22 protein-coding genes are annotated in these 18,525 nt (G+C 58.8%); 15 read left to right on the top strand and 7 right to left on the bottom strand.

Features of this window, described 5'->3' with window-relative positions:
• Nucleotides 1–31: 31 nt before the first annotated feature.
• From DARO_RS19865 to DARO_RS19840, 6 genes are all read left to right on the top strand, one after another.
• Complete coding sequence (locus DARO_RS19865) at nt 32–592, top strand: YqgE/AlgH family protein (protein ID WP_011289616.1); 561 nt, start codon at nt 32–34, stop codon at nt 590–592.
• 1 nt (nt 593) lies between these two features.
• Nucleotides 594–1,034, top strand: a complete 441-nt coding sequence (ruvX, locus tag DARO_RS19860; protein WP_011289615.1) for a Holliday junction resolvase RuvX — start codon at nt 594–596, stop codon at nt 1,032–1,034.
• A complete protein-coding gene (gene pyrR, locus DARO_RS19855) occupies nt 1,006–1,515 on the top strand; it encodes a bifunctional pyr operon transcriptional regulator/uracil phosphoribosyltransferase PyrR (protein ID WP_011289614.1) in 510 nt (169 codons plus the stop codon). The genes ruvX and pyrR overlap by 29 nt, the downstream gene beginning before the upstream one ends.
• Nucleotides 1,508–2,467 (top strand): aspartate carbamoyltransferase catalytic subunit, encoded by a 960-nt coding sequence (locus tag DARO_RS19850; protein ID WP_011289613.1) that lies wholly within the window; start codon nt 1,508–1,510, stop codon nt 2,465–2,467. Before pyrR ends, DARO_RS19850 begins: the two co-directional genes overlap by 8 nt.
• Before the next feature lie 2 nt (nt 2,468–2,469).
• Complete coding sequence (locus DARO_RS19845; RefSeq protein WP_011289612.1) at nt 2,470–3,717, top strand: dihydroorotase; 1,248 nt, start codon at nt 2,470–2,472, stop codon at nt 3,715–3,717.
• Between the two features lie 118 nt (nt 3,718–3,835).
• A complete protein-coding gene (locus tag DARO_RS19840) occupies nt 3,836–4,117 on the top strand; it encodes a helix-hairpin-helix domain-containing protein (RefSeq protein ID WP_041224560.1) in 282 nt (93 codons plus the stop codon).
• 49 nt (nt 4,118–4,166) lie between these two features.
• Here DARO_RS19840 and DARO_RS19835 read toward each other — a convergent pair whose 3' ends face one another.
• From DARO_RS19835 to DARO_RS19820, 4 genes are read right to left on the bottom strand one after another with little or no spacing between them, the layout of a single operon-like run.
• Nucleotides 4,167–4,460 (bottom strand): DUF167 domain-containing protein, encoded by a 294-nt coding sequence (locus DARO_RS19835; RefSeq protein ID WP_011289610.1) that lies wholly within the window; start codon nt 4,458–4,460, stop codon nt 4,167–4,169.
• Nucleotides 4,457–4,990: a YggT family protein gene (locus tag DARO_RS19830; protein ID WP_011289609.1), complete on the bottom strand. Its 534-nt coding sequence runs from the start codon at nt 4,988–4,990 to the stop codon at nt 4,457–4,459. The genes DARO_RS19835 and DARO_RS19830 overlap by 4 nt, the downstream gene beginning before the upstream one ends.
• Nucleotides 4,990–5,802, bottom strand: a complete 813-nt coding sequence (gene proC / locus DARO_RS19825) for a pyrroline-5-carboxylate reductase (RefSeq protein ID WP_011289608.1) — start codon at nt 5,800–5,802, stop codon at nt 4,990–4,992. The genes DARO_RS19830 and proC overlap by 1 nt, the downstream gene beginning before the upstream one ends.
• Nucleotides 5,799–6,488, bottom strand: a complete 690-nt coding sequence (locus tag DARO_RS19820) for a YggS family pyridoxal phosphate-dependent enzyme (RefSeq protein WP_011289607.1) — start codon at nt 6,486–6,488, stop codon at nt 5,799–5,801. The genes proC and DARO_RS19820 overlap by 4 nt, the downstream gene beginning before the upstream one ends.
• Nucleotides 6,489–6,544: 56 nt before the next feature.
• On the opposite strand from DARO_RS19820, the gene DARO_RS19815 reads away from it, so the two are divergent.
• The 6 genes from DARO_RS19815 to DARO_RS19790 all read left to right on the top strand — a co-directional run bounded on the left by DARO_RS19815 (nt 6,545) and on the right by DARO_RS19790 (nt 12,396).
• Nucleotides 6,545–7,588: a type IV pilus twitching motility protein PilT gene (locus DARO_RS19815; protein WP_011289606.1), complete on the top strand. Its 1,044-nt coding sequence runs from the start codon at nt 6,545–6,547 to the stop codon at nt 7,586–7,588.
• A 33-nt stretch (nt 7,589–7,621) separates the two neighbouring features.
• Nucleotides 7,622–8,758 carry a PilT/PilU family type 4a pilus ATPase gene (locus tag DARO_RS19810; protein ID WP_011289605.1) on the top strand — a complete coding sequence of 379 codons (1,137 nt, stop codon included), beginning with the start codon at nt 7,622–7,624 and terminating at the stop codon, nt 8,756–8,758.
• Between the two features lie 19 nt (nt 8,759–8,777).
• Nucleotides 8,778–9,464: a DUF4197 domain-containing protein gene (locus tag DARO_RS19805; protein ID WP_011289604.1), complete on the top strand. Its 687-nt coding sequence runs from the start codon at nt 8,778–8,780 to the stop codon at nt 9,462–9,464.
• Between the two features lie 50 nt (nt 9,465–9,514).
• The gene (locus tag DARO_RS19800; protein WP_011289603.1) at nt 9,515–9,832 is read left to right on the top strand and encodes a hypothetical protein; all 318 of its coding nucleotides are present in this window, start codon (nt 9,515–9,517) and stop codon (nt 9,830–9,832) included.
• A 117-nt stretch (nt 9,833–9,949) separates the two neighbouring features.
• Nucleotides 9,950–11,941 carry a UvrD-helicase domain-containing protein gene (locus tag DARO_RS19795; RefSeq protein ID WP_011289602.1) on the top strand — a complete coding sequence of 664 codons (1,992 nt, stop codon included), beginning with the start codon at nt 9,950–9,952 and terminating at the stop codon, nt 11,939–11,941.
• A gap of 140 nt (nt 11,942–12,081) precedes the next feature.
• Entirely contained in the window at nt 12,082–12,396 is a 315-nt protein-coding gene (locus DARO_RS19790) for a hypothetical protein (RefSeq protein WP_011289601.1), read from the top strand.
• Between the two features lie 127 nt (nt 12,397–12,523).
• Here the strand turns inward: DARO_RS19790 and DARO_RS19785 are convergent, their stop codons facing one another.
• The 3 genes from DARO_RS19785 to mobA form a co-directional block, all read right to left on the bottom strand.
• On the bottom strand, nt 12,524–12,967 hold the full coding sequence (locus tag DARO_RS19785) for a c-type cytochrome (RefSeq protein ID WP_011289600.1): 444 nt from the start codon (nt 12,965–12,967) through the stop codon (nt 12,524–12,526).
• A gap of 313 nt (nt 12,968–13,280) precedes the next feature.
• The gene (locus DARO_RS19780) at nt 13,281–13,463 is read right to left on the bottom strand and encodes a hypothetical protein (protein ID WP_011289599.1); all 183 of its coding nucleotides are present in this window, start codon (nt 13,461–13,463) and stop codon (nt 13,281–13,283) included.
• 108 nt (nt 13,464–13,571) lie between these two features.
• Complete coding sequence (gene mobA, locus DARO_RS19775; protein WP_011289598.1) at nt 13,572–14,177, bottom strand: molybdenum cofactor guanylyltransferase MobA; 606 nt, start codon at nt 14,175–14,177, stop codon at nt 13,572–13,574.
• A gap of 33 nt (nt 14,178–14,210) precedes the next feature.
• On the opposite strand from mobA, the gene pncC reads away from it, so the two are divergent.
• The 3 genes from pncC to DARO_RS22025 all read left to right on the top strand — a co-directional run bounded on the left by pncC (nt 14,211) and on the right by DARO_RS22025 (nt 18,495).
• Nucleotides 14,211–14,711 (top strand): nicotinamide-nucleotide amidase, encoded by a 501-nt coding sequence (gene pncC, locus DARO_RS19770; RefSeq protein WP_011289597.1) that lies wholly within the window; start codon nt 14,211–14,213, stop codon nt 14,709–14,711.
• A gap of 83 nt (nt 14,712–14,794) precedes the next feature.
• Nucleotides 14,795–15,937, top strand: a complete 1,143-nt coding sequence (locus DARO_RS19765; RefSeq protein WP_011289596.1) for an FIST C-terminal domain-containing protein — start codon at nt 14,795–14,797, stop codon at nt 15,935–15,937.
• Nucleotides 15,934–18,495: a PAS domain S-box protein gene (locus DARO_RS22025; protein WP_011289595.1), complete on the top strand. Its 2,562-nt coding sequence runs from the start codon at nt 15,934–15,936 to the stop codon at nt 18,493–18,495. Before DARO_RS19765 ends, DARO_RS22025 begins: the two co-directional genes overlap by 4 nt.
• Nucleotides 18,496–18,525: the final 30 nt, after the last annotated feature.

The following is an 18,525-nucleotide window of genomic DNA, read 5'->3' as shown; positions in this document are numbered from 1 at the left end:
TTGTACCTCCCCGGCGATTAAAATTCCAGTCATGGACAACGTCAATCTGACCGACAACTTTCTCATCGCCATGCCGACGCTGGAAGATCCGTACTTTTCCAACGCGCTGGTCTATATCTGCGAACACAATGAGAACGGCGCCTTGGGGATTATCGTCAATCGCCCGATCGACATGAATCTGGCCAGTTTGCTTGAAAAAATCGACATCAAGCTGGAGGCCGAGAATCTCGCCGATATGCCCGTCTATTTTGGTGGGCCGGTTCAGCTGGATCGCGGCTTTGTGCTTCATCGTCCAATCGGCCAATGGCAGTCCACGCTGGCCATCAACAGCGATGTCGGCCTGACCAGTTCTCGTGATGTACTGAGTTCAGTCGGGAGTGCCGGCTTGCCGGCGGAAATCCTCGTTACCCTTGGCTATGCCGGCTGGGATGCCGGACAGCTGGAAGAGGAACTGGCCCAGAACTCCTGGCTGACGGTGCCAGCCAAGGCCAGCATCCTGTTCGATCTGCCACCGGAGGAGCGTCTGCCTGCCGCCATGCAGAAACTCGGTATCAGTTTTACCCAGCTTTCCGACGTGGCTGGACACGCCTGACGTGGGGACAGTGCTCGCCTTCGATTTCGGCGAAAAGCGTATCGGTGTCGCCACCGGTGAAACCATGCTCTGTTCCGCCCACCCGCTGACCACCATCCATGCTGAATCGAACGAAGACCGATTTGCCGCGATCGGCAAGCTGGTCGCCGAGTGGCAACCGGAACAACTGGTGGTCGGCCTGCCGACCCATGCCGATGGAACGCCGCATGAAATGACCCGCTTGGCGACAAAATTTGGCGAACGACTGGCCAGACGCTTCAATTTGCCGGTTTCCTTTGCCGATGAGCGTCTGACTTCGCTGGATGCCGAAGCACGCCTGCGTGAAACCGGCCGCAATAGTAAATCAGCCAAGCCGCTGCTTGATGCAGTAGCGGCTCAACTTATCCTTCAAACCTGGTTCGAAAGCCCGCACCATGTCATCCCTACCCAACCCTCTGCCTGATGCCGAGGCCCAGTGTCGCCAATTGGCTGACCTGATTCGTCCTCATTTGCACAAGAACCCCGCGCTGGTCGGAATTTTCAGCGGCGGCGCCTGGGTCGCCGAGCGACTGAAGGAACTGCTCGCGCTGTCGGAAGACATCGGGATGATCGACGTTTCGTTTTACCGCGACGACTTTGCCGAAAAGGGACTGCATCCGCAGTGCCGGCCGACGGTCATTCCCTTCGATGTCGAAGGCCGCCACATCATTCTGGTCGATGACGTGCTTTATACCGGTCGTACGACGCGTGCTGCCATCAACGAATTGTTTGATTACGGTCGCCCGGCTGCTGTTGAACTGGCCCTGCTCGCTGACCGCGGCGGGCGCGAATTGCCGATTGGCGCCACTTACTGTGTCTGGAGCGTGGATCTGAGCGATGGGCAGAATCTGGTCCTCGCCCGCAACGATGCCGGTCAACTCGCCTGGAGGCTGGAAAATGTATAACCCGCAGTTGAACAAGAACGGCGAACTTAGTCATCTGTTGTCCGTCGAGGGGCTACCCAAGGCCATCCTGAACCAGATTCTCGACACCGCTGCCTCCTTCATGGAAGTCTCGGCCCGTGAGGTCAAGAAAGTCCCCTTGCTGCGCGGCAAGAGCGTTTTTAACCTGTTCTTCGAAAACTCGACGCGGACCCGCACTACCTTCGAGATCGCCGCCAAGCGCCTGTCGGCTGACGTGATCAACCTCGATATCAACAAGTCCTCGGCCAGCAAGGGTGAGACCCTGCTCGACACCATCGACAACCTGTGCGCCATGCACGCCAATCTGTTCGTGGTGCGCCATGCCTCCAGTGGTGCGCCCTATCTGATTGCCGAGCATCTGCAGCGGGTTGGCCGGGATGACATCCACGTCGTCAATGCCGGTGACGGACGGCACGCCCATCCGACCCAAGGGCTGCTCGACATGTACACCATTCGCCACTACAAGAAGGACTTCACGCAACTGCGCGTGGCGATTGTCGGTGACATTCTGCATTCACGCGTCGCCCGCTCCGACATTCACGCCCTGACCACGCTGGGCGTGCCGGAGGTCCGCGCCATCGGCCCGGAGACGCTGCTGCCCAAGCATCTCGACAAGCTCGGTGTGCATGTCTTCCACGACATGAACGAAGGACTCAAGGATTGCGACGTGGTCATCATGCTGCGTTTGCAGAACGAGCGGATGACTGGTGCCTTGTTGCCATCAGCCGGCGAGTACTTCCGTCACTACGGTCTGACCCCGCAAAAGCTGGCGCTGGCCAAGCCGGACGCCATCGTCATGCACCCGGGGCCAATGAACCGGGGGGTCGAAATTCACTCGGCAGTGGCCGACGGCTCGCAGGCTGTGATCCTGCCCCAGGTCACCTTCGGCATCGCGGTTCGCATGGCCGTCATGAGCATCGTTGCAGGGAATTGAACATGAACATCGTTATTGAAAATGGCCGTGTCATCGATCCGAAAAACGGTGTCGACCGCAGAGCCTCGCTCTATGTCGCCGATGGTAAGGTAGCCGGCATCGGTCAGGTACCTGCCGGGTTTGTCGCCGACCGGAGCATCGATGCCGCCGGCTGTGTCGTCTGCCCCGGCTTTATCGACCTTGGCGCCCGCCTGAACTCAATCGAAGCGGAACTAGCCGCTGCAGTTGCTGGTGGTGTGACCACCGTCGTCGTGCCGCCGGATGCCGACCCCCCGCTCGACGAGCCGGAACTGGCCGATCGCCTGGTTCATCGCGGTGAGGAAATCGGCAAGGCCCGCGTCCTGCCGCTCGGTGCGCTGACCCTCGGCCTCAAGGGCGAGCGCCTGGCCGAACTGGCCGGCTTGAAGAAAGCCGGCTGCGTTGCCTTCTCGCAGGCTAACAAGACGGTGGTCGATACCGAGGCGCTGCTGCGTGCCTTGGAATACGCGGCGACCTTCGATTTCGCCGTCTGGTTGCAGCCGCAGGACTACTGGCTGTCACGCAATGGCATTGCGCACGAAGGGGAAGTGGCCAGTCGCCTCGGTCTGGCTGGTATTCCCGTCGCGGCCGAAACCATCGCCATCGGTACCATCATCCAGTTGGTGCGCGACACCGGTTGCCGCATCCATCTGACCCGCATCTCGTCCGCGGCCGGCATGGCCCTAGTGCACCGTGCCCAGCACGATGGCCTGCCAATTTCCTGCGATGTCGGCGTGCATCATTTATTGCTCACCGAGAACGACATCGGCTTCTTCAATCCGCATGCCCGTTTCTGCCCACCATTGCGGGCCCAGACCGACCGCCAGGCCCTGTCCGACGCCGTCGTTGCCGGCTGGGCGGCCATCTGTTCCGACCATACCCCGGTTGGCGCCGACGACAAGCTGCTGCCCTTCGGCGAAGCCAAGCCAGGCGCCACCGGCCTTGAAGTGCTGCTCCCGCTGACCCTGAAGTGGGCCGACGCCGCCAAGGTCGATCTGCCGACGGCTCTGGCCCGTATTACGTCTGCGCCGGCAGCAGTGCTCGGTCTGGCCAGCGGTCAACTGGCGATCGGTACAACGGCGGACATCTGTATTTTCGACCCGGAAGCGAACTGGCAGCTGACACCGGACGCCCTGAAGAGCCGCGGTAAAAATTCGCCTTGGCTGGGCTACGTGATGACAGGGAAGGTCAAGGCGACGCTGGTTGGTGGCCGCCCGGTCTATCAAGCGTGAGGCGAATTTATTTGGCATAGAAAATTCCGTTAGCATTAAAATTAAACGGCCTCACCGGGCATTCCGGTGAGGCCGTTGTCTTGTGCAGCGCGATATTTTCAATCCGAAGGAGCAACCGATGAAACGTGTACTGACCCTGATTCTTGTCCTTTTTTCCAGCATCAGCCTGGCTTTTGCGGCGGTGAATCTAAACACCGCCACGGTCGACGAGCTCGACGGTGTCAAGGGAATCGGCCCCAGCAAAGCCAAGGCCATTGTCGATTACCGGACCAAGAATGGTTCCTTCAAATCGGTGGACGACTTGAAAGGCGTCAAGGGTTTTGGCGAGAAAAGCATCGCCAAATTGCGCAGTGAGTTGACGGTGGGTGATGGTGCTGCCAAGGCTGCGGTGAAAAAATAGATTGCGGGTATGGTTGCAGGACAGGCGGCTGCGTCGGTGGCCGTTTGTCTTATCGATCAGCCAGTCCAGCGATAGTCGTGGTACTGGTGCCAAGGATTTCCAGCACCTTGCGCCGCGAGGTTTGGCCACTCTTCAGATGGACCGCCGATTTGGCTAGTCCCAGTGCGTCGGCGATGAATCTGATCAGCGCCTCGTTGGCCTTGCCATCGACGGGCGGTGCGGCGAGGCGGATTTTCAGGGCATCGCCATGCAGCCCGGCGAATTCCGATTTCTTCGCGCCGGGCTGGATGTGCAGGGTCAGTGTGATGCAGCCATTGGCTGCCTGACGGAACCAGTCACTCACAGGAACATCAACAAGGCCTGCAGGAGCAGGATGGCGACCAGCGGCGACAGATCGATGCCGGAAATGGTCGGGATGATGCGGCGGATCGGATCGAGAATTGGCCGGGTTAATTGGTAGGCCGGCGCCGCCAGTGGCGAGTAGGGGTTGATCCACGACAGCACGGCCTGCAGGATAAGCGCTCCGATCAGGATATAGACCGTCAGGCGAAGCAGCGCGCGCATGGCGAACCACTGCACCATCAGCGCGATACTGCCTGGATCGGCGTTCATTGCTGGACCGGCCAGGCCAATGAGCAGGACCGATAGCAGGAGTTGAGCGCCGAGTGCGGCAATTAGGCTGGCCCAGTCGAAACCGCCGGCCCCGGGAATGATGCGACGCAGCGGCTTGACCGCCCAGTTGGTCAGCTTGACGACGAAATCGCCAATCTGGCCGGCGAAAGAAACCCGCATCGCCTGCATCATGAAGCGCAGCAAAAACAGGGTGCAGAAGAAGCTGACGACAGCGTCGAGCAAAAAGGCGATGGCCTGCATCAGTCAGCCCCAAGGATCTTGCCGAGTTCCTGGCCACGCGCGGCGGCCGCCATGCAGCCGGCAACAATGCCTTCTTTTACGCCGCGTTCGGCCATGACGTTCAGGGCTGCAGCGGTCGTGCCTCCTTTGGAGGTCACCCGTTCACGCAGGATGGAAGCCGGCTCGGTCGATTGCGCAGCCAGCGCGGCTGCCCCCTGGACAGTTTCGATGGCCAGCTGGCGGCCCTGCTCCGGCGTGAAACCGAGATCGGCAGCAGCCTGTTGCAGCGCTTCGATGAACAGAAAAACGTAGGCCGGGCCACTGCCGGAGATGGCGGTCACACCATCAATCTTTGCTTCGTCGTCTATCCAGACGGTGGTGCCGACGGCACGCAGCACGCGGTCGGCTACAGCGCGTTGGTCAGTGCTTACTTCCGGCAGGGCGCATAGCCCGGTTATACCAGCGCCGATCAGGGCTGGCGTGTTGGGCATGCAGCGAACAATCTGGCGATGGCCGCCCAGCCAGCGTGATAGTGCCGTCATGTCGAGGCCGGCGGCGATGCTGATGATCAGCGCCTTGCCCAGCTTGCCGACGAGCGGTGCGACAGCGTCCTTCATCTGCTGCGGCTTGACCGCCAGAATAAGCACATCGGGTGAAGCTGGTGCTGCATCGGCGCTGGCGTGGCAGTTGACGCCATAAGCGCTGGCCAGTTTGGCCAGCGCCTCTGCACCCGGGTCGATCACGTGGATATCCGCTGCAGAAAAGCCTTGCTTCACCATACCGCCGATCAGCGCGTTGGCCATGTTGCCGCCGCCAAGGAAAACAATTTTCATGCGTAGTTTCTTTCACCAAAAATGGCCGTGCCGATGCGGACGATGGTCGCACCTTCGGCGATGGCTGCTTCAAGATCGTGGGACATGCCCATGGAGAGTGTGTCGAGTGGCAGGCCGGAGGCCCGGATATGTTCGTAAATTTCCCGGAGCTGGCGAAACGGTAGGCGCTGGGCGTCAAGGTCGTCCGTCGGCTCGGGAATGGCCATCAGGCCACGCAGGCGGAGGCCGGGAAGTGCAGCGATCGACTTGCACAGGGCAGGCGCCTCATCCGGGGCACAGCCGCTCTTGCTGGCCTCGCCGGAAACATTGACCTGGATGCAGACCTGCAACGGTGGCAGGTAGGCGGGGCGCTGGGCAGACAGACGTTCGGCGATTTTCAGGCGCTCGATGGAATGGACCCAGTCAAAGCGCTCGGCGACGGGGCGCGACTTGTTGCTCTGCAGCGGTCCGATAAAGTGCCACTCCAGATTGCGGCCGCTGATGGCCGCGATCTTGTCGATGCCTTCCTGCACGTAGTTCTCGCCAAAGGCGCGCTGACCGGCGTCGGCCGCATCGAGAACGCACGACAAAGGCCACGTCTTGCTGACGGCAAGCAGGCGAACGGTGTCCGGCGAACGTCCGGCCGCAGCTGCGGCAAGGGCGATACGACTGTGGACGGCTTGCAGGTTGTCGGCGATTGCGCTCATAATCCTTTTGGAATTAACCACAAACCAAGTATACACGCGCTCCGAGGACGATCCGCATGGACATCACCGAACTGTTGGCCTTCAGTGTCAAGAACAAGGCTTCAGACCTTCATTTGTCGTCCGGGTTGCCGCCCATGATTCGCGTGCACGGCGACGTCCGGCGCATCAACCTGCCAGCCATGGAGCACAAGGATGTGCACGGTATGGTGTACGACATCATGAACGATGGCCAGCGCAAGATTTATGAAGAAACGCTGGAATGTGATTTCTCTTTCGAAATTCCCAATCTGGCGCGTTTCCGGGTCAATGCCTTCAACCAGCAGCGCGGTGCGGCGGCGGTGTTCCGGACCATTCCGTCCAAGGTGCTGACCCTTGAAGAGTTGAATTGCCCGAAAATTTTCAAGGAAATTTCCGAGTATCCGCGCGGTATCGTGCTGGTCACCGGGCCGACCGGTTCCGGCAAATCGACGACACTGGCGGCGATGGTCAATCACATCAACGAAAACGAATACGGCCACATCCTGACGGTCGAGGATCCAATCGAATTCGTGCATGAATCGAAGAAGTGCCTGATCAACCAGCGCGAAGTCGGGCCGCATACCCTGTCGTTCTCCAATGCCCTGCGTTCGGCGCTGCGCGAGGATCCGGACGTCATTCTGGTCGGCGAAATGCGTGACCTGGAAACCATCCGCCTGGCCCTGACCGCAGCCGAAACCGGTCACTTGGTGTTCGGCACGCTGCATACCTCATCTGCTGCCAAGACAGTCGACCGCGTGGTTGACGTCTTCCCCGCGGCAGAAAAGGAAATGGTTCGTTCGATGCTGTCCGAATCGTTACGCGCCGTCATTTCGCAGACGCTGCTCAAGACCAAGGATGGGGGCGGCCGGGTTGCGGCGCACGAAATCATGATTGGTACGCCGGCTATCCGCAATCTGATTCGTGAGAACAAGATTGCCCAGATGTATTCAGCCATTCAGACCGGCCAGAATTTCGGCATGCAGACACTGGATCAGAATCTGATCGACATGGTTCGACGCAATGTGGTGTCGAGCAATGAGGCACGCTACAAGGCGGCCAACAAGGATGCATTCCCGGCCTGATCAGGCAGGGAATAGAACAACAGAGGGGAAAGTATGGAACGCGATCAGGCAATGAAATTCATGCACGATCTTTTGCGCCTGATGTCGCAAAAGAAAGGCTCCGACCTTTTTATCACGGCTGGGTTTCCGCCGGCCATCAAGATCGATGGCAAGATCACGCCAGTCTCGAACCAGATTCTGACGCCGCAGCACACGGCCGAACTGGCACGCTCGATCATGAACGACCGCCAGGCCTCCGAGTTCGAAGCGACCAAGGAATGCAACTTCGCCATTTCGCCGGCTGGCATTGGCCGCTTCCGGGTCAATGCATTGGTCCAGCAGGGGCGGGTTGGCGTCGTTTGTCGGACGATCAACATGAGCATCCCGACGCTCGACGAACTGCAGTTGCCGCCGGTTTTGAAGGATCTGGCGATGACCAAGCGCGGCCTGATCATCTTTGTCGGCGGCACCGGCACCGGCAAGACGACCTCACTGGCGGCGCTGGTCGATTATCGCAACGAGAATTCCTACGGTCACATCATCACGATCGAGGACCCGATCGAGTACGTCCATGACCACAAGAACTGCATCGTCACCCAGCGCGAAGTCGGGGTCGATACCGATGACTGGGGTCCGGCGCTGAAGAACACGCTGCGTCAGGCACCGGACGTCATCCTGATGGGCGAAATCCGCGACCGCAACACCATGGACTACGCCATCGCCTTCGCCGAAACCGGCCATCTGGCACTCGCTACGCTACACGCCAATAGTGCCAACCAGGCGATTGACCGCATCATCAACTTCTTCCCGGAAGAGCGACGTCAGCAACTGTTGATGGACCTCTCGCTGAACCTGCGCGCCATGGTCTCGCAGCGCCTGATCCCGAAAAAGGACGGCAAGGGCCGGATGGCGGCGATCGAAGTGCTGCTCAACTCGCCGCTGATTTCCGACCTGATCTTCAAGGGCGAGGTCCATGAGATCAAGGAGGTCATGAAGAAATCCCGCGAACTCGGCATGCAGACTTTCGACCAGGCCTTGTTCGACCTCTACGAGGCCGGCAAGATCACCTACGAAGATGCGTTGCGCAATGCCGATTCGCTCAATGATCTGCGTCTGCAAATCAAGTTGCACGGCAAGGAATCCAAGGATCGCGACCTGACGACCGGTATCGGCCATCTGGATATTGTCTGAACCCGTTTAGAAGAGCGCCATGCGTCGTTTGCTCAAACCCGTTTTTGCCCTGATCTTCTCGCTCAGCGCCGCACTGGCCCAGGCCGGGGCGCTCGACGCCATTTCTTCAGGGGATGCCAGTGCTAGCGTCAAGGAAGCGCTTGCCAAGGGGGCTGATTACGCGGTTTCTTCACTCGGCAAGAATGGCGGTTTTCTGGGCAACGACAAGGTAAAGATTCCGTTGCCTGGATATCTGCAAAAGGCCGATTCGGCCCTTCGCATGTTTGGTATGGGCAAGCAGGCCGATCAACTGGTCGAAACGATGAATCACGCTGCCGAAAATGCGGTGGCCGAGGCCAAGCCCATTCTGGTCGACTCGATCAAGAAAATGAGCGTGCAGGATGCCAAGGGTATCCTGACTGGTGGCGATGACAGCGTGACGCAGTATTTCAAGCGCACCTCCACCGATCAGCTGACGGCCAAGTTCATGCCCATCGTCAAGACGGAAACCAACAAGCTGCAGCTGGCCGAGCAATACAACAAATTTGCCGGCAAGGCGGCCAGTGCCGGACTGGTCGACAAGAAGGATGCCGACATCGACAGCTATGTGACGCAAAAGGCCATGGATGGCCTTTTCCTGATGATCGCCGAAGAGGAAAAGAAACTGCGTGCCAACCCGGTTGGGGCCGGCAGCGACCTGCTGAAAAAGGTATTCGGCGCGCTCTGACCTAAAGCTGGGCGGCTCGGATGTCGTAGACGGGTTCAGGAGCCCGTCAAATGAAACTGAACCGCCTTGCCTCGACTACGCAGCGCCCCACGCAGGACGCCATCGAGCGGGCGCGTCATCGGCCGGATGAGCAGGTTCGCCGCGTCGAGGCACTTGAAGGTGTGGAAGGCGACCGCCGGCGCAGCCTGCAGCAGGAGATTGCCGAAATCGACCCGGGGGCGATTGGCCCATTCAACGGTGGTGAGCAGGTCTTGCAGGGCGCCCGCGATGTTGCAGCGCAACTGGCGGTGCTTGGTTCGGCCGTCGATGCGCTGATCAAGCCGGTGCCCGTGGCGACAGCGATTCATATCGTTGATGACAAGGTCTGAGTTCCTTCGGCGTTCGGTCTTTCCTGGGACAAATTTCCACACCCCTGGCACTGCGGTAGAATCTCTGTCCGAATCAATGCGCCCCGCCTTGTCGGGGCGCTGCTTTTTCCCAGGTCCATGTCCGGTCTCAATCCCCAGCAACGCGAAGCGATCCACTATCTTGACGGCCCCTTGCTGGTGCTGGCGGGGGCTGGTTCGGGCAAGACACGGGTAATCACGCAGAAAATTGCCTATCTGGTCCAGGATTGCGGCTTTCAGCCACGCAACATCGCCGCCATCACTTTCACCAACAAGGCGGCCAAGGAAATGCAGGAGCGGATCGGCAAGATTCTGTCGAAGCCGCAAGCCGACGATCTGCAGATTTCAACTTTCCACTCGCTGGGCGTGCGCATCCTGCGTGAAGAAGCCAAGGCACTCGGTTACAAGCCACGTTTCTCGATCTTCGATTCAGCCGATTGTGCTGGCATCATCAGCGAAGCGGCAAAGACCGTCGACAAGGGAACGCTGCGCCACCTGCAGTCGATTATTTCTAACTGGAAGAATGGTCTGATCACGCCCGAGGCTGCTCTAAAGCTAGCCAAGGATGATCACGAGACGCTGGCCGCCCACGCCTACCTGAGCTATGAAGCCACCCTGAAGGCTTATCAGGCAGTCGATTTCGACGACCTGATCGGCTTGCCGGTCGTCCTCTTCCAGCAGCACCCGGACATTGCCGAAAAATGGCAGAACCGCCTGCGCTACCTGCTGGTCGATGAATACCAGGACACCAACGCCTGCCAGTACCAACTGCTCAAGCTGCTGACCGGCGTCCGCGCCCAGTTTACGGCGGTGGGTGACGATGATCAGGCGATCTACGGCTGGCGGGGCGCTGACATCGACAACCTGAAAAAGCTGCCGGCTGAATTCCCTGCGCTGAAAGTCATCAAGCTGGAGCAGAACTACCGTTCGACGGTGCGTATCCTGAAGGCGGCCAACAACGTTATTGCCAATAACGAAAAGCTGTTCGACAAGAAGCTGTGGTCGGATCTTGGCCACGGTGAGCAGATTGTCGTGACTGCCTGTCGCGACAACGATGCTGAAGCAGAAGGTGTGGTCATGAAGCTGCAAGCGCATCGCTTCCAGCATCGTGGCAAGTTCAAGGACTATGCGATTCTTTACCGCTCGAATCACCAGGCCCGAGGTTTCGAGGAGTATCTGCGGGATCACCGCATTCCCTACCTGCTCTCCGGTGGCAAATCGTTTTTCGACAAGCCGGAAATCAAGGACATCACCGCCTATCTACGCCTGCTGACCAACGAGGACGATGATCCGGCCTTTATTCGGGCGGCGACGACCCCCAAACGCGGTATCGGCGCGGCGACGCTGCAAGTGCTTGGCACCTATGCCGGCGAGCGCCATATTTCGCTGTTTCAGGCGGCGTTTGAAGAAGGCTTCGCGCAGCGCGTCCAGGCGCGCCAGCTGGAGCCATTGCTCGAATTCTGTAACTTCATCAACCGCCTGCAGCACCGGGCTGGAACCGAACCGGCACAGCAGGTACTGCCCGATCTGCTCAAGGCGATCGATTACGAAACCTTCCTCTACGATCACGAAGAGGAGCGGACGGCCCAGACGCGTTGGGGCAACGTCTGCGAGTTTGCCAACTGGCTGAACAAGAAGGGCGAGGAGCAAGGCAAGACGCTGATCGACCTGACCCAGAGCATCGCCCTGATCAACATGCTGGACAAGCAGAAGGACGAAGACTACGACGCAGTTCAGCTGTCGACCTTGCACGCGGCCAAGGGGCTGGAGTACAAGCACGTCTTCCTGGTCGGGATTGAAGAGGGCATCCTGCCGCATCGGGAATCCGTCGATCCGGCCAAGATCGAGGAAGAGCGCCGCCTGATGTACGTCGGCATCACTCGTGCCCAGCACACCTTGAATATTTCCTACTGCGAAAGACGCAAGCAGATGCGGGAGTTCATCCCCTGCGAACCGTCACGGTTCATCGATGAAATGGGCAAGGAGGACGTCCGCTTCTCCGGCGGCAAGGATGCCGCGCTGCCCGACAAGGAAACCGGCAACGCCCGTCTTGATGCCATGAAGGCCATGCTGGCCGGAAACAAGCGCTAACCGCTTCGTTACACCGCGTTACAGCGGGTTACTCTCCTTATGACATCCGGGCGGTCATCGCCTGCGTTATTCGGTACAAGGCAGCGCATTCATGCAACGCCGGATCAAACACCGAATTAACAACATCAGGAGATTCAAAAATGACCAAGCAACTTATCGCCATCGCCCTTGCCGCTGCTTTCGGTATCGCTCACGCCGCCGACGCCAAACCGGCTGCCGCCGAAGCCAAGGCTGCTGCTGCACCGGTTGCCGCTACCGTCAAGGCCGAAGCCCCGAAGGCCGCTGAAGCGGTCAAGGCACCGGAAGCCAAGCCGGCTGTTGCTGCGCCGGAAGTGAAGAAGGAAGAAGCCAAGCCAGCCGCCAAGCCGGTGAAGAAAGTGAAGAAGACCGCCAAGGCTGCCAAAGCGAAGGCTGCTCCGGACGCCACCAAGGCTGCCGAGCCGGCCACGAAGTAACAGATCCCTGCAGGAAGTCAGTGGCGGCCCTCCAAAAGCCGCGCTGACCAAGGCGCCCAAGAGGCGCCTTTTCTTCGTCCACGAAAAAGGGAGGCCGTAGCCTCCCTTGAATCCGGGTCGGAAGGTCTTACTTGACCTTGGTCAGGATGTAATCGACGGTTGCCTTGATTTCGGCGTCGGACAGGCTCGTGCCGCCTCGGGCTGGCATGGCGTTCTTACCATTCAATGCGCTCTTGTAAAGAGCCTCCTTGCCGGTGGCGACGCGCGGTGCCCAAGCTGCCTTATCGTCGACCTTCGGGGCGCCAGCTGCACCAGTGTTGTGGCAGGCGCCACAAACCGTATTGAAAATGGTGGCGCCATCCTTGGGGCCGCTGCTGGTGGCTGCGTCGGCTTTGGTCAGTTCGAACTTTGCGACCGGCTGGATGCGAACATCAGATTCGTCAGTGCCCTTGGCTGCATCAGCCGCCGAGTGGTAAGTTCTGTTAGTGAGTGGATAGATAATGGCGATCAGAATAGCTGCTACGCCGATCGTTTTCCACATGATGCTCTTGGAAGAGTTTTGTTCAGCCATGCCGAAGACCCCAGTGCGAAAAATAAAACAGTGATTATAACGGTCCGTCGGAACTCAGCCAAAAAAAACCCCGCCAGCGGCGGGGTGAAAAATTCTCGAAAGGGGGAATTTCGAGAGGAGGGGTTCAATGCACAGTTGCAGTTTAGGCATCCGTGACTCTCTCGTCTGTCGTCCTTTCGTAGCCTTCTGTAACAGAATGTTGCCAGTGGCTAGAGGGATTTTGTGTTGCGTCGCAACAATTCCATGTGAATTTTTCCCGGAGTGCTCCGGTTTTATTGTCGAACCTTGATGATTTTTGCCTATCGGCAAACGATCAGCTTTCGATCCGACAGATTTCAACGGCGCTGTGCGGCACCTGATAATCGGTGGCCAGCTGGCTTCGTGCCGTGTCTTCGACAGCCTCGCCTTCGCGAACGACGAAGTGGCGGGCACCGTTGTAGTCTTGCGGGATGCCGGCGCGGTCCTGGGTGATGCGATAGTGGATTTTGACGTTCATGGCTGTTCCCCTTCTATGGGTAATAGTTATATCTGCATGCCAAGTATAGTCAAGTAATGCTGCGGTGCAATATCGGTTTTCCACAGGTGCCAATTGCTACCTGATGGCTTAGCTATTTTTCAGGTCAGCCAGCGTGTTGAAATTGCTGAAGGCTTCCGGCTGGTTGGAAAAGTCGACCTCAACAGCCCCCATTTCGGCGCACCACATGGCCACCTTGCGCCCCCCGGATTGCAGGTAGTGCTCCAGTTCGTCGCGCAGCGTCGCCCGGCACAAACAGAATACCGGGTGGATGCGCCCACCGGCCGAGGCGATGGCTAGATCTGCCCCCTTGGCTTGCAGACCGGCGAGCAGGCCGTCGACCAGATCGAGCGGCAAGTACGGTGAGTCACAGGGGGCGGTCGCCACCAGCGTGGTCTCGGCCGCCGCCAGCGCGGCGTGCAGACCGGCCAGGGGGCCGGCAAATCCGCTGATCACGTCGTTTATCAGCGGGTAACCCAGCGTGGCGTACTGCTCATGGCTGCGGTTGGCATTGATCAGCAGGTGGTCGACCTGCGGGGCCAGTCTTTCGGCGACATGTCGGATCAGCGGCCGGCCGTCAAGCAACTGCAAGCCCTTGTCGACGCCACCCATACGTCGGCCCAGTCCGCCGGCAAGAATGACACCGGTAATGGATGGCTTGGGCAGACAGGAAACAGCAGGTTTGGCGAGAGGCATCCAGCGATGGGTAACGTGCTAGGATCGTGCATTATGTCGGAACTGGAAAAACTTGCCGAACAACTCGGTGCTGCGCTTCTTGAGCGCGGTGAGTGGCTTGCTGCGGCCGAGTCGTGCACTGGCGGATGGCTGGCTCAATCGGTAACGGCTATTGCCGGGAGTTCAGCTTGGTTTGATCGGGGGTTCGTGACTTATTCCAATGTAGCCAAGATGGATATGCTTGGTGTACCGGAGACGACGCTTGATCGCCATGGCGCTGTTTCGGAAGCCACGGCGAGAGCCATGGCCCAAGGGGCTCTGGTGCATAGCCGGGCGGACTGGACGGTGGCGATCACGGGCATTGCTGGGCCATCCGGAGGTTCGGTGGAAAAACCTGTTGGCACGGTCTGTTTTGCCTGGGCTGGGCGCGACGCCGGGTGTGAAGCCTGCACCTGTCATTTCGCCGGGGATCGGGCCGCTGTTCGCGAACAGTCGGTTGAATATGCGTTGACCAGCTTGCTGGCGCGTATCGGAGCTTCTCCCGTTCTGACTTGAGTTTGGCAGGTTATTGGCGGACAATCGGCGAGTAATTGGCAAAATTGCAAAAAATCCCGCCTGAACTTTGGGGGTTGTCATCGTTGCGCTACATTGAATTGACGGCGGAAGCCATCGAGCAGGCCCTGAATGATTGGGCTCCTCCGTCGAGCGGGGCTGGTGTTTTGGCCTTACTACCGGAAGCCGAAAAGGAGCAACTACCGCTGCTGCAGAGTGCCTGTAGCCGACGCGGGATCGCATTGGTCGGCGGCATTTTTCCGGCGCTGATCGAGCGGCAGGGTTTTTCCAAAAAAGGGGCCTGGTTGTTGTATTTTGACCAGATGCCGCCGCATTTTCTGTTGCCGGCGATCAATGTGGAAGGCAGGCCAGCCGTTGATCGACTGGTTTCGGCGGCGCTCAGCGGGTGGAAAAGCTATCCGGCCGATGCGCCGAAACCGACGCTTTTCATGATTTTCGACGGCATGTTGCCGAATATCGCCAGTATTCTCGATGAACTCTATCTGGAACTGTCGAATCGCGTCGAATACGCCGGTGTCAATGCCGGAAGCGAAACCTTCCAGCCCATGCCCTGCCTGTTCGATGCATCGCAGGTCGTTGGCGACGGCGTGCTTGCCCTGTTATTGCCTGGCAATATGGCGCCGGTGCTGGAGCACGGTTTTCGGCAGCCTGAACATGCGATGAGCGCAACGTCGACTGAAGGCAACCGGATTGCGACGATCGATTGGCGGCCGGCTTTCGATGTCTATCAGGAAATCATCAAGGCGCAATACGGCATAGCCCTGACGCGGGAAAACTTCTATGAGTACGCCGTGCACTTTCCGGTTGGCATCCTGCGTGCCAATGGGGCCGTGGTGGTGCGTATCCCCGTGGCGCTGGCTGACGATGGTTCCCTGTTCTGCGTCGGGGAAATTCCAGAAAACTCGATGCTGGTTCTGCTGCAGGCTCCGGAGGCCGGCGCTAATGCTTGCATAGCGCATCTGGCCGAAAATCTGCGCGGTATTCATGGTGACCTGGCAGGCGCTCAACTGCTGACCTTCTACTGTGCCGGCCGGCGCATGCACCTTGGCCAAGGGGCCGAAAAGGAATTGGCTGAATTGCACATGGCGACTGGCGTTGGCGAGATGGCAGGGGCTTTGTCGCTGGGTGAGATCGGCAGCACGGTTCGTTGGGGCTATCCGATGTTCCACAACGCCACCCTGGTCTGCTCGCCGTGGAGGCTGGCGTGAACCGCGAGCAGATTCTTAGCATTCTCTATGACCTGTCGCTGACGATTGGTGGAGAACTCGATCTCGACAGTCTGCTCAAGAAGACGCTGCAGCGACTGCTTTTCCATACCTCGTTCCCGACCGGTGTGGTTCTGGCGGCCCCACATCGTTCCGAGTTCGGCGTTATTGCGACACTGGAAAAAGCCGTTGGTGATTACATGTTGGCTGACCGTTGCGGTACCGGCATCAATCTTTCGGAAGGCGTGCTGGCCAGCGAGGTTGAGCTTCTGGCTGATCCCATAATGTTGCGCCCGTTTTCGCTGGATCAGGTTTATACGCACGCCTTGCGTCTGCCCATCGACGGTCAGCGAACTATCCTGCTGCTTGCGCCGGGCGAGCCGTCAGGCGGCCTGCCGTTGACCCAGATATTTCAGCCCGTGCTGGCCAATTTGGCCAAGGCAATTATTCTCTGTTGCAATAATGATCGTCTGACCAGGGCGCTGGCTGCAGACCGAGATGATGCGCGTGCCGAGTTGGCCGTTGCCCTGGCCCAGAGCGAACGCGAACGCGCTTTTCTGGATAGTCTCTATGACGCGATTCCCGATCTGGTCTGGGTCAAGGATATGAATGGGGCATATCTGTCCTGTAACCCGATGTTTTCACGGTTTTTTAATGCCAGCGAATACGACATTGTCGGCCGAACCGACTATGATTTTATCGACAAGGAGTTGGCCGATTTTTTCCGGGAGAAGGATCGTGCCGCGGCAGAGGCCGGCGGGCCGACGATCAACGAGGAGTGGCTGACTTTCGGTGATAGTGGTTATCGCGGTCTGTTTGAGACGATCAAAACGCCGATGCGCGATAAAGAGGGATATTTAATCGGTATCCTCGGTATCTCCCGGGAAATCACCGAGCGGCGGCGGGTCGAGGATGCCTTGCGGACCAGTGAAGCCGAGCTTGACAGGCATCGGCAGCATCTGGAAGCGCTGGTGGCGGAACGTACGCATGCCTTGGCGCAGGCCAATGTCCAACTCGAACAGACCATATTTGCCATGGACCGCGTCGGCATCGGTATTCACTGGGTGGACACCCAAGGCTACTTTATCTATGTGAATCGGGTTGCTGCCGCAATGCTCGGTTATTCCGTCGACGAAATGATGCGATTAAGCGTGCCGGATATCCATCCCGATTTCACGATTGAAGGCTTTGGCGCCGCGACGGAAAAAATCAGGCAGGCCGGCCGGGTGTCCTTGGATGCGCAACACCGGCATCGTGACGGGCATATGGTTCCAGTCAGTATCAATATTTACTATCGGCCTGAAACCGCTCAGGAGCCTGCTCGTTACATTACATTCGTCAGTGATATCAGCGAACGAAAACGGGCCGAACAGGAGCTGCGCGAGGCGAAAGAACTGGCCGAGCAGGCAACGAAGGCCAAAAGCGCCTTCCTGGCAAATATGAGCCATGAGATCAGGACGCCGATGAACGCCATTCTCGGTTCTACTTACCTGATGCGCCGTGGGCTCACGGATGCCGCGCTGAATGAACCTCTGGAGCGGATTGAAGCTTCCGGCAAGCACCTCCTGTCAATCATCGACGACATTCTGGATCTTTCCAAAATAGAGGCCGGCAAGCTGGTGCTTGAGGAAGCGCCGCTGATGCTCCCGCAGTTATTGGGAGAGGTGGCGGAAATGCTCAGGGGGCGGGCTCAGGAGAAAAATCTGGCGGTCCGCGTCGAGTCCGCGGGATGGCCGCTCAATGTGCTGGGCGATGCCACTCGCTTGCGCCAGGCGCTGATCAATTACGCCAATAATGCGATCAAGTTTACCGACCATGGGGCGATTACTTTACGCAGCAGGGTGATCGAGGAGAACGATGAAAGCATACTCGTCCGCCTCGAAGTGGAAGATACGGGCATCGGTATTTCCCCGGAAGCCTTGGGACGTTTGTTTACTCCGTTTGAACAAGCCGACTCGTCGACGACCCGGAAGTACGGAGGGACTGGCTTGGGTCTGGCCATTACCCGTCACTTGGCGATATTGATGGGGGGCGCTGCTGGCGCGGAAAGTTCGCTGGGTAAAGGCAGTCTCTTCTGGATTACGGCGCGCCTGAAGCGCCATCAAGTTCAGGCGTCCGATAAAGGGATGCTGGTCACAGGGTCCAGCCGCGATGTTGAGGCCGCGTTGCGGCAGCGTTATGCCGGCCGTCTTGTTCTTCTGGTCGAGGACGATCCGATCAATCGGGAGGTTGCCCAGATGATGGTCGAAGAGGTCGGCTTGGCTATCGATGTGGCTGAAGATGGGTGTGAAGCGCTCGATAAGGTCAGCCAAACCAATTACGCACTGGTCCTGATGGACATGCAGATGCCGCGTATGGACGGGTTGGAGGCGACGCGGCGCATCCGGCTCCTTGAAAACCGGAAGAACCTGCCCATTCTCGCCATGACGGCCAACGCCTTTGCCGAAGATCGCGAACGGTGCATGGCTGCCGGCATGAACGATTTTGTCAGCAAGCCGGTCAATCCAGATTTGTTGTACGCAGCCTTGCTACGGTGGCTGGATTTTTCTGCCGGGCTCTGACGCGAATGTTTGCAGCCTGAGTTCTTGCCG

This window comes from Dechloromonas aromatica RCB, assembly GCF_000012425.1.
Note: the sequence above shows the minus strand (reverse complement) of the source record. Positions and strands in the feature narration are given on the sequence as shown.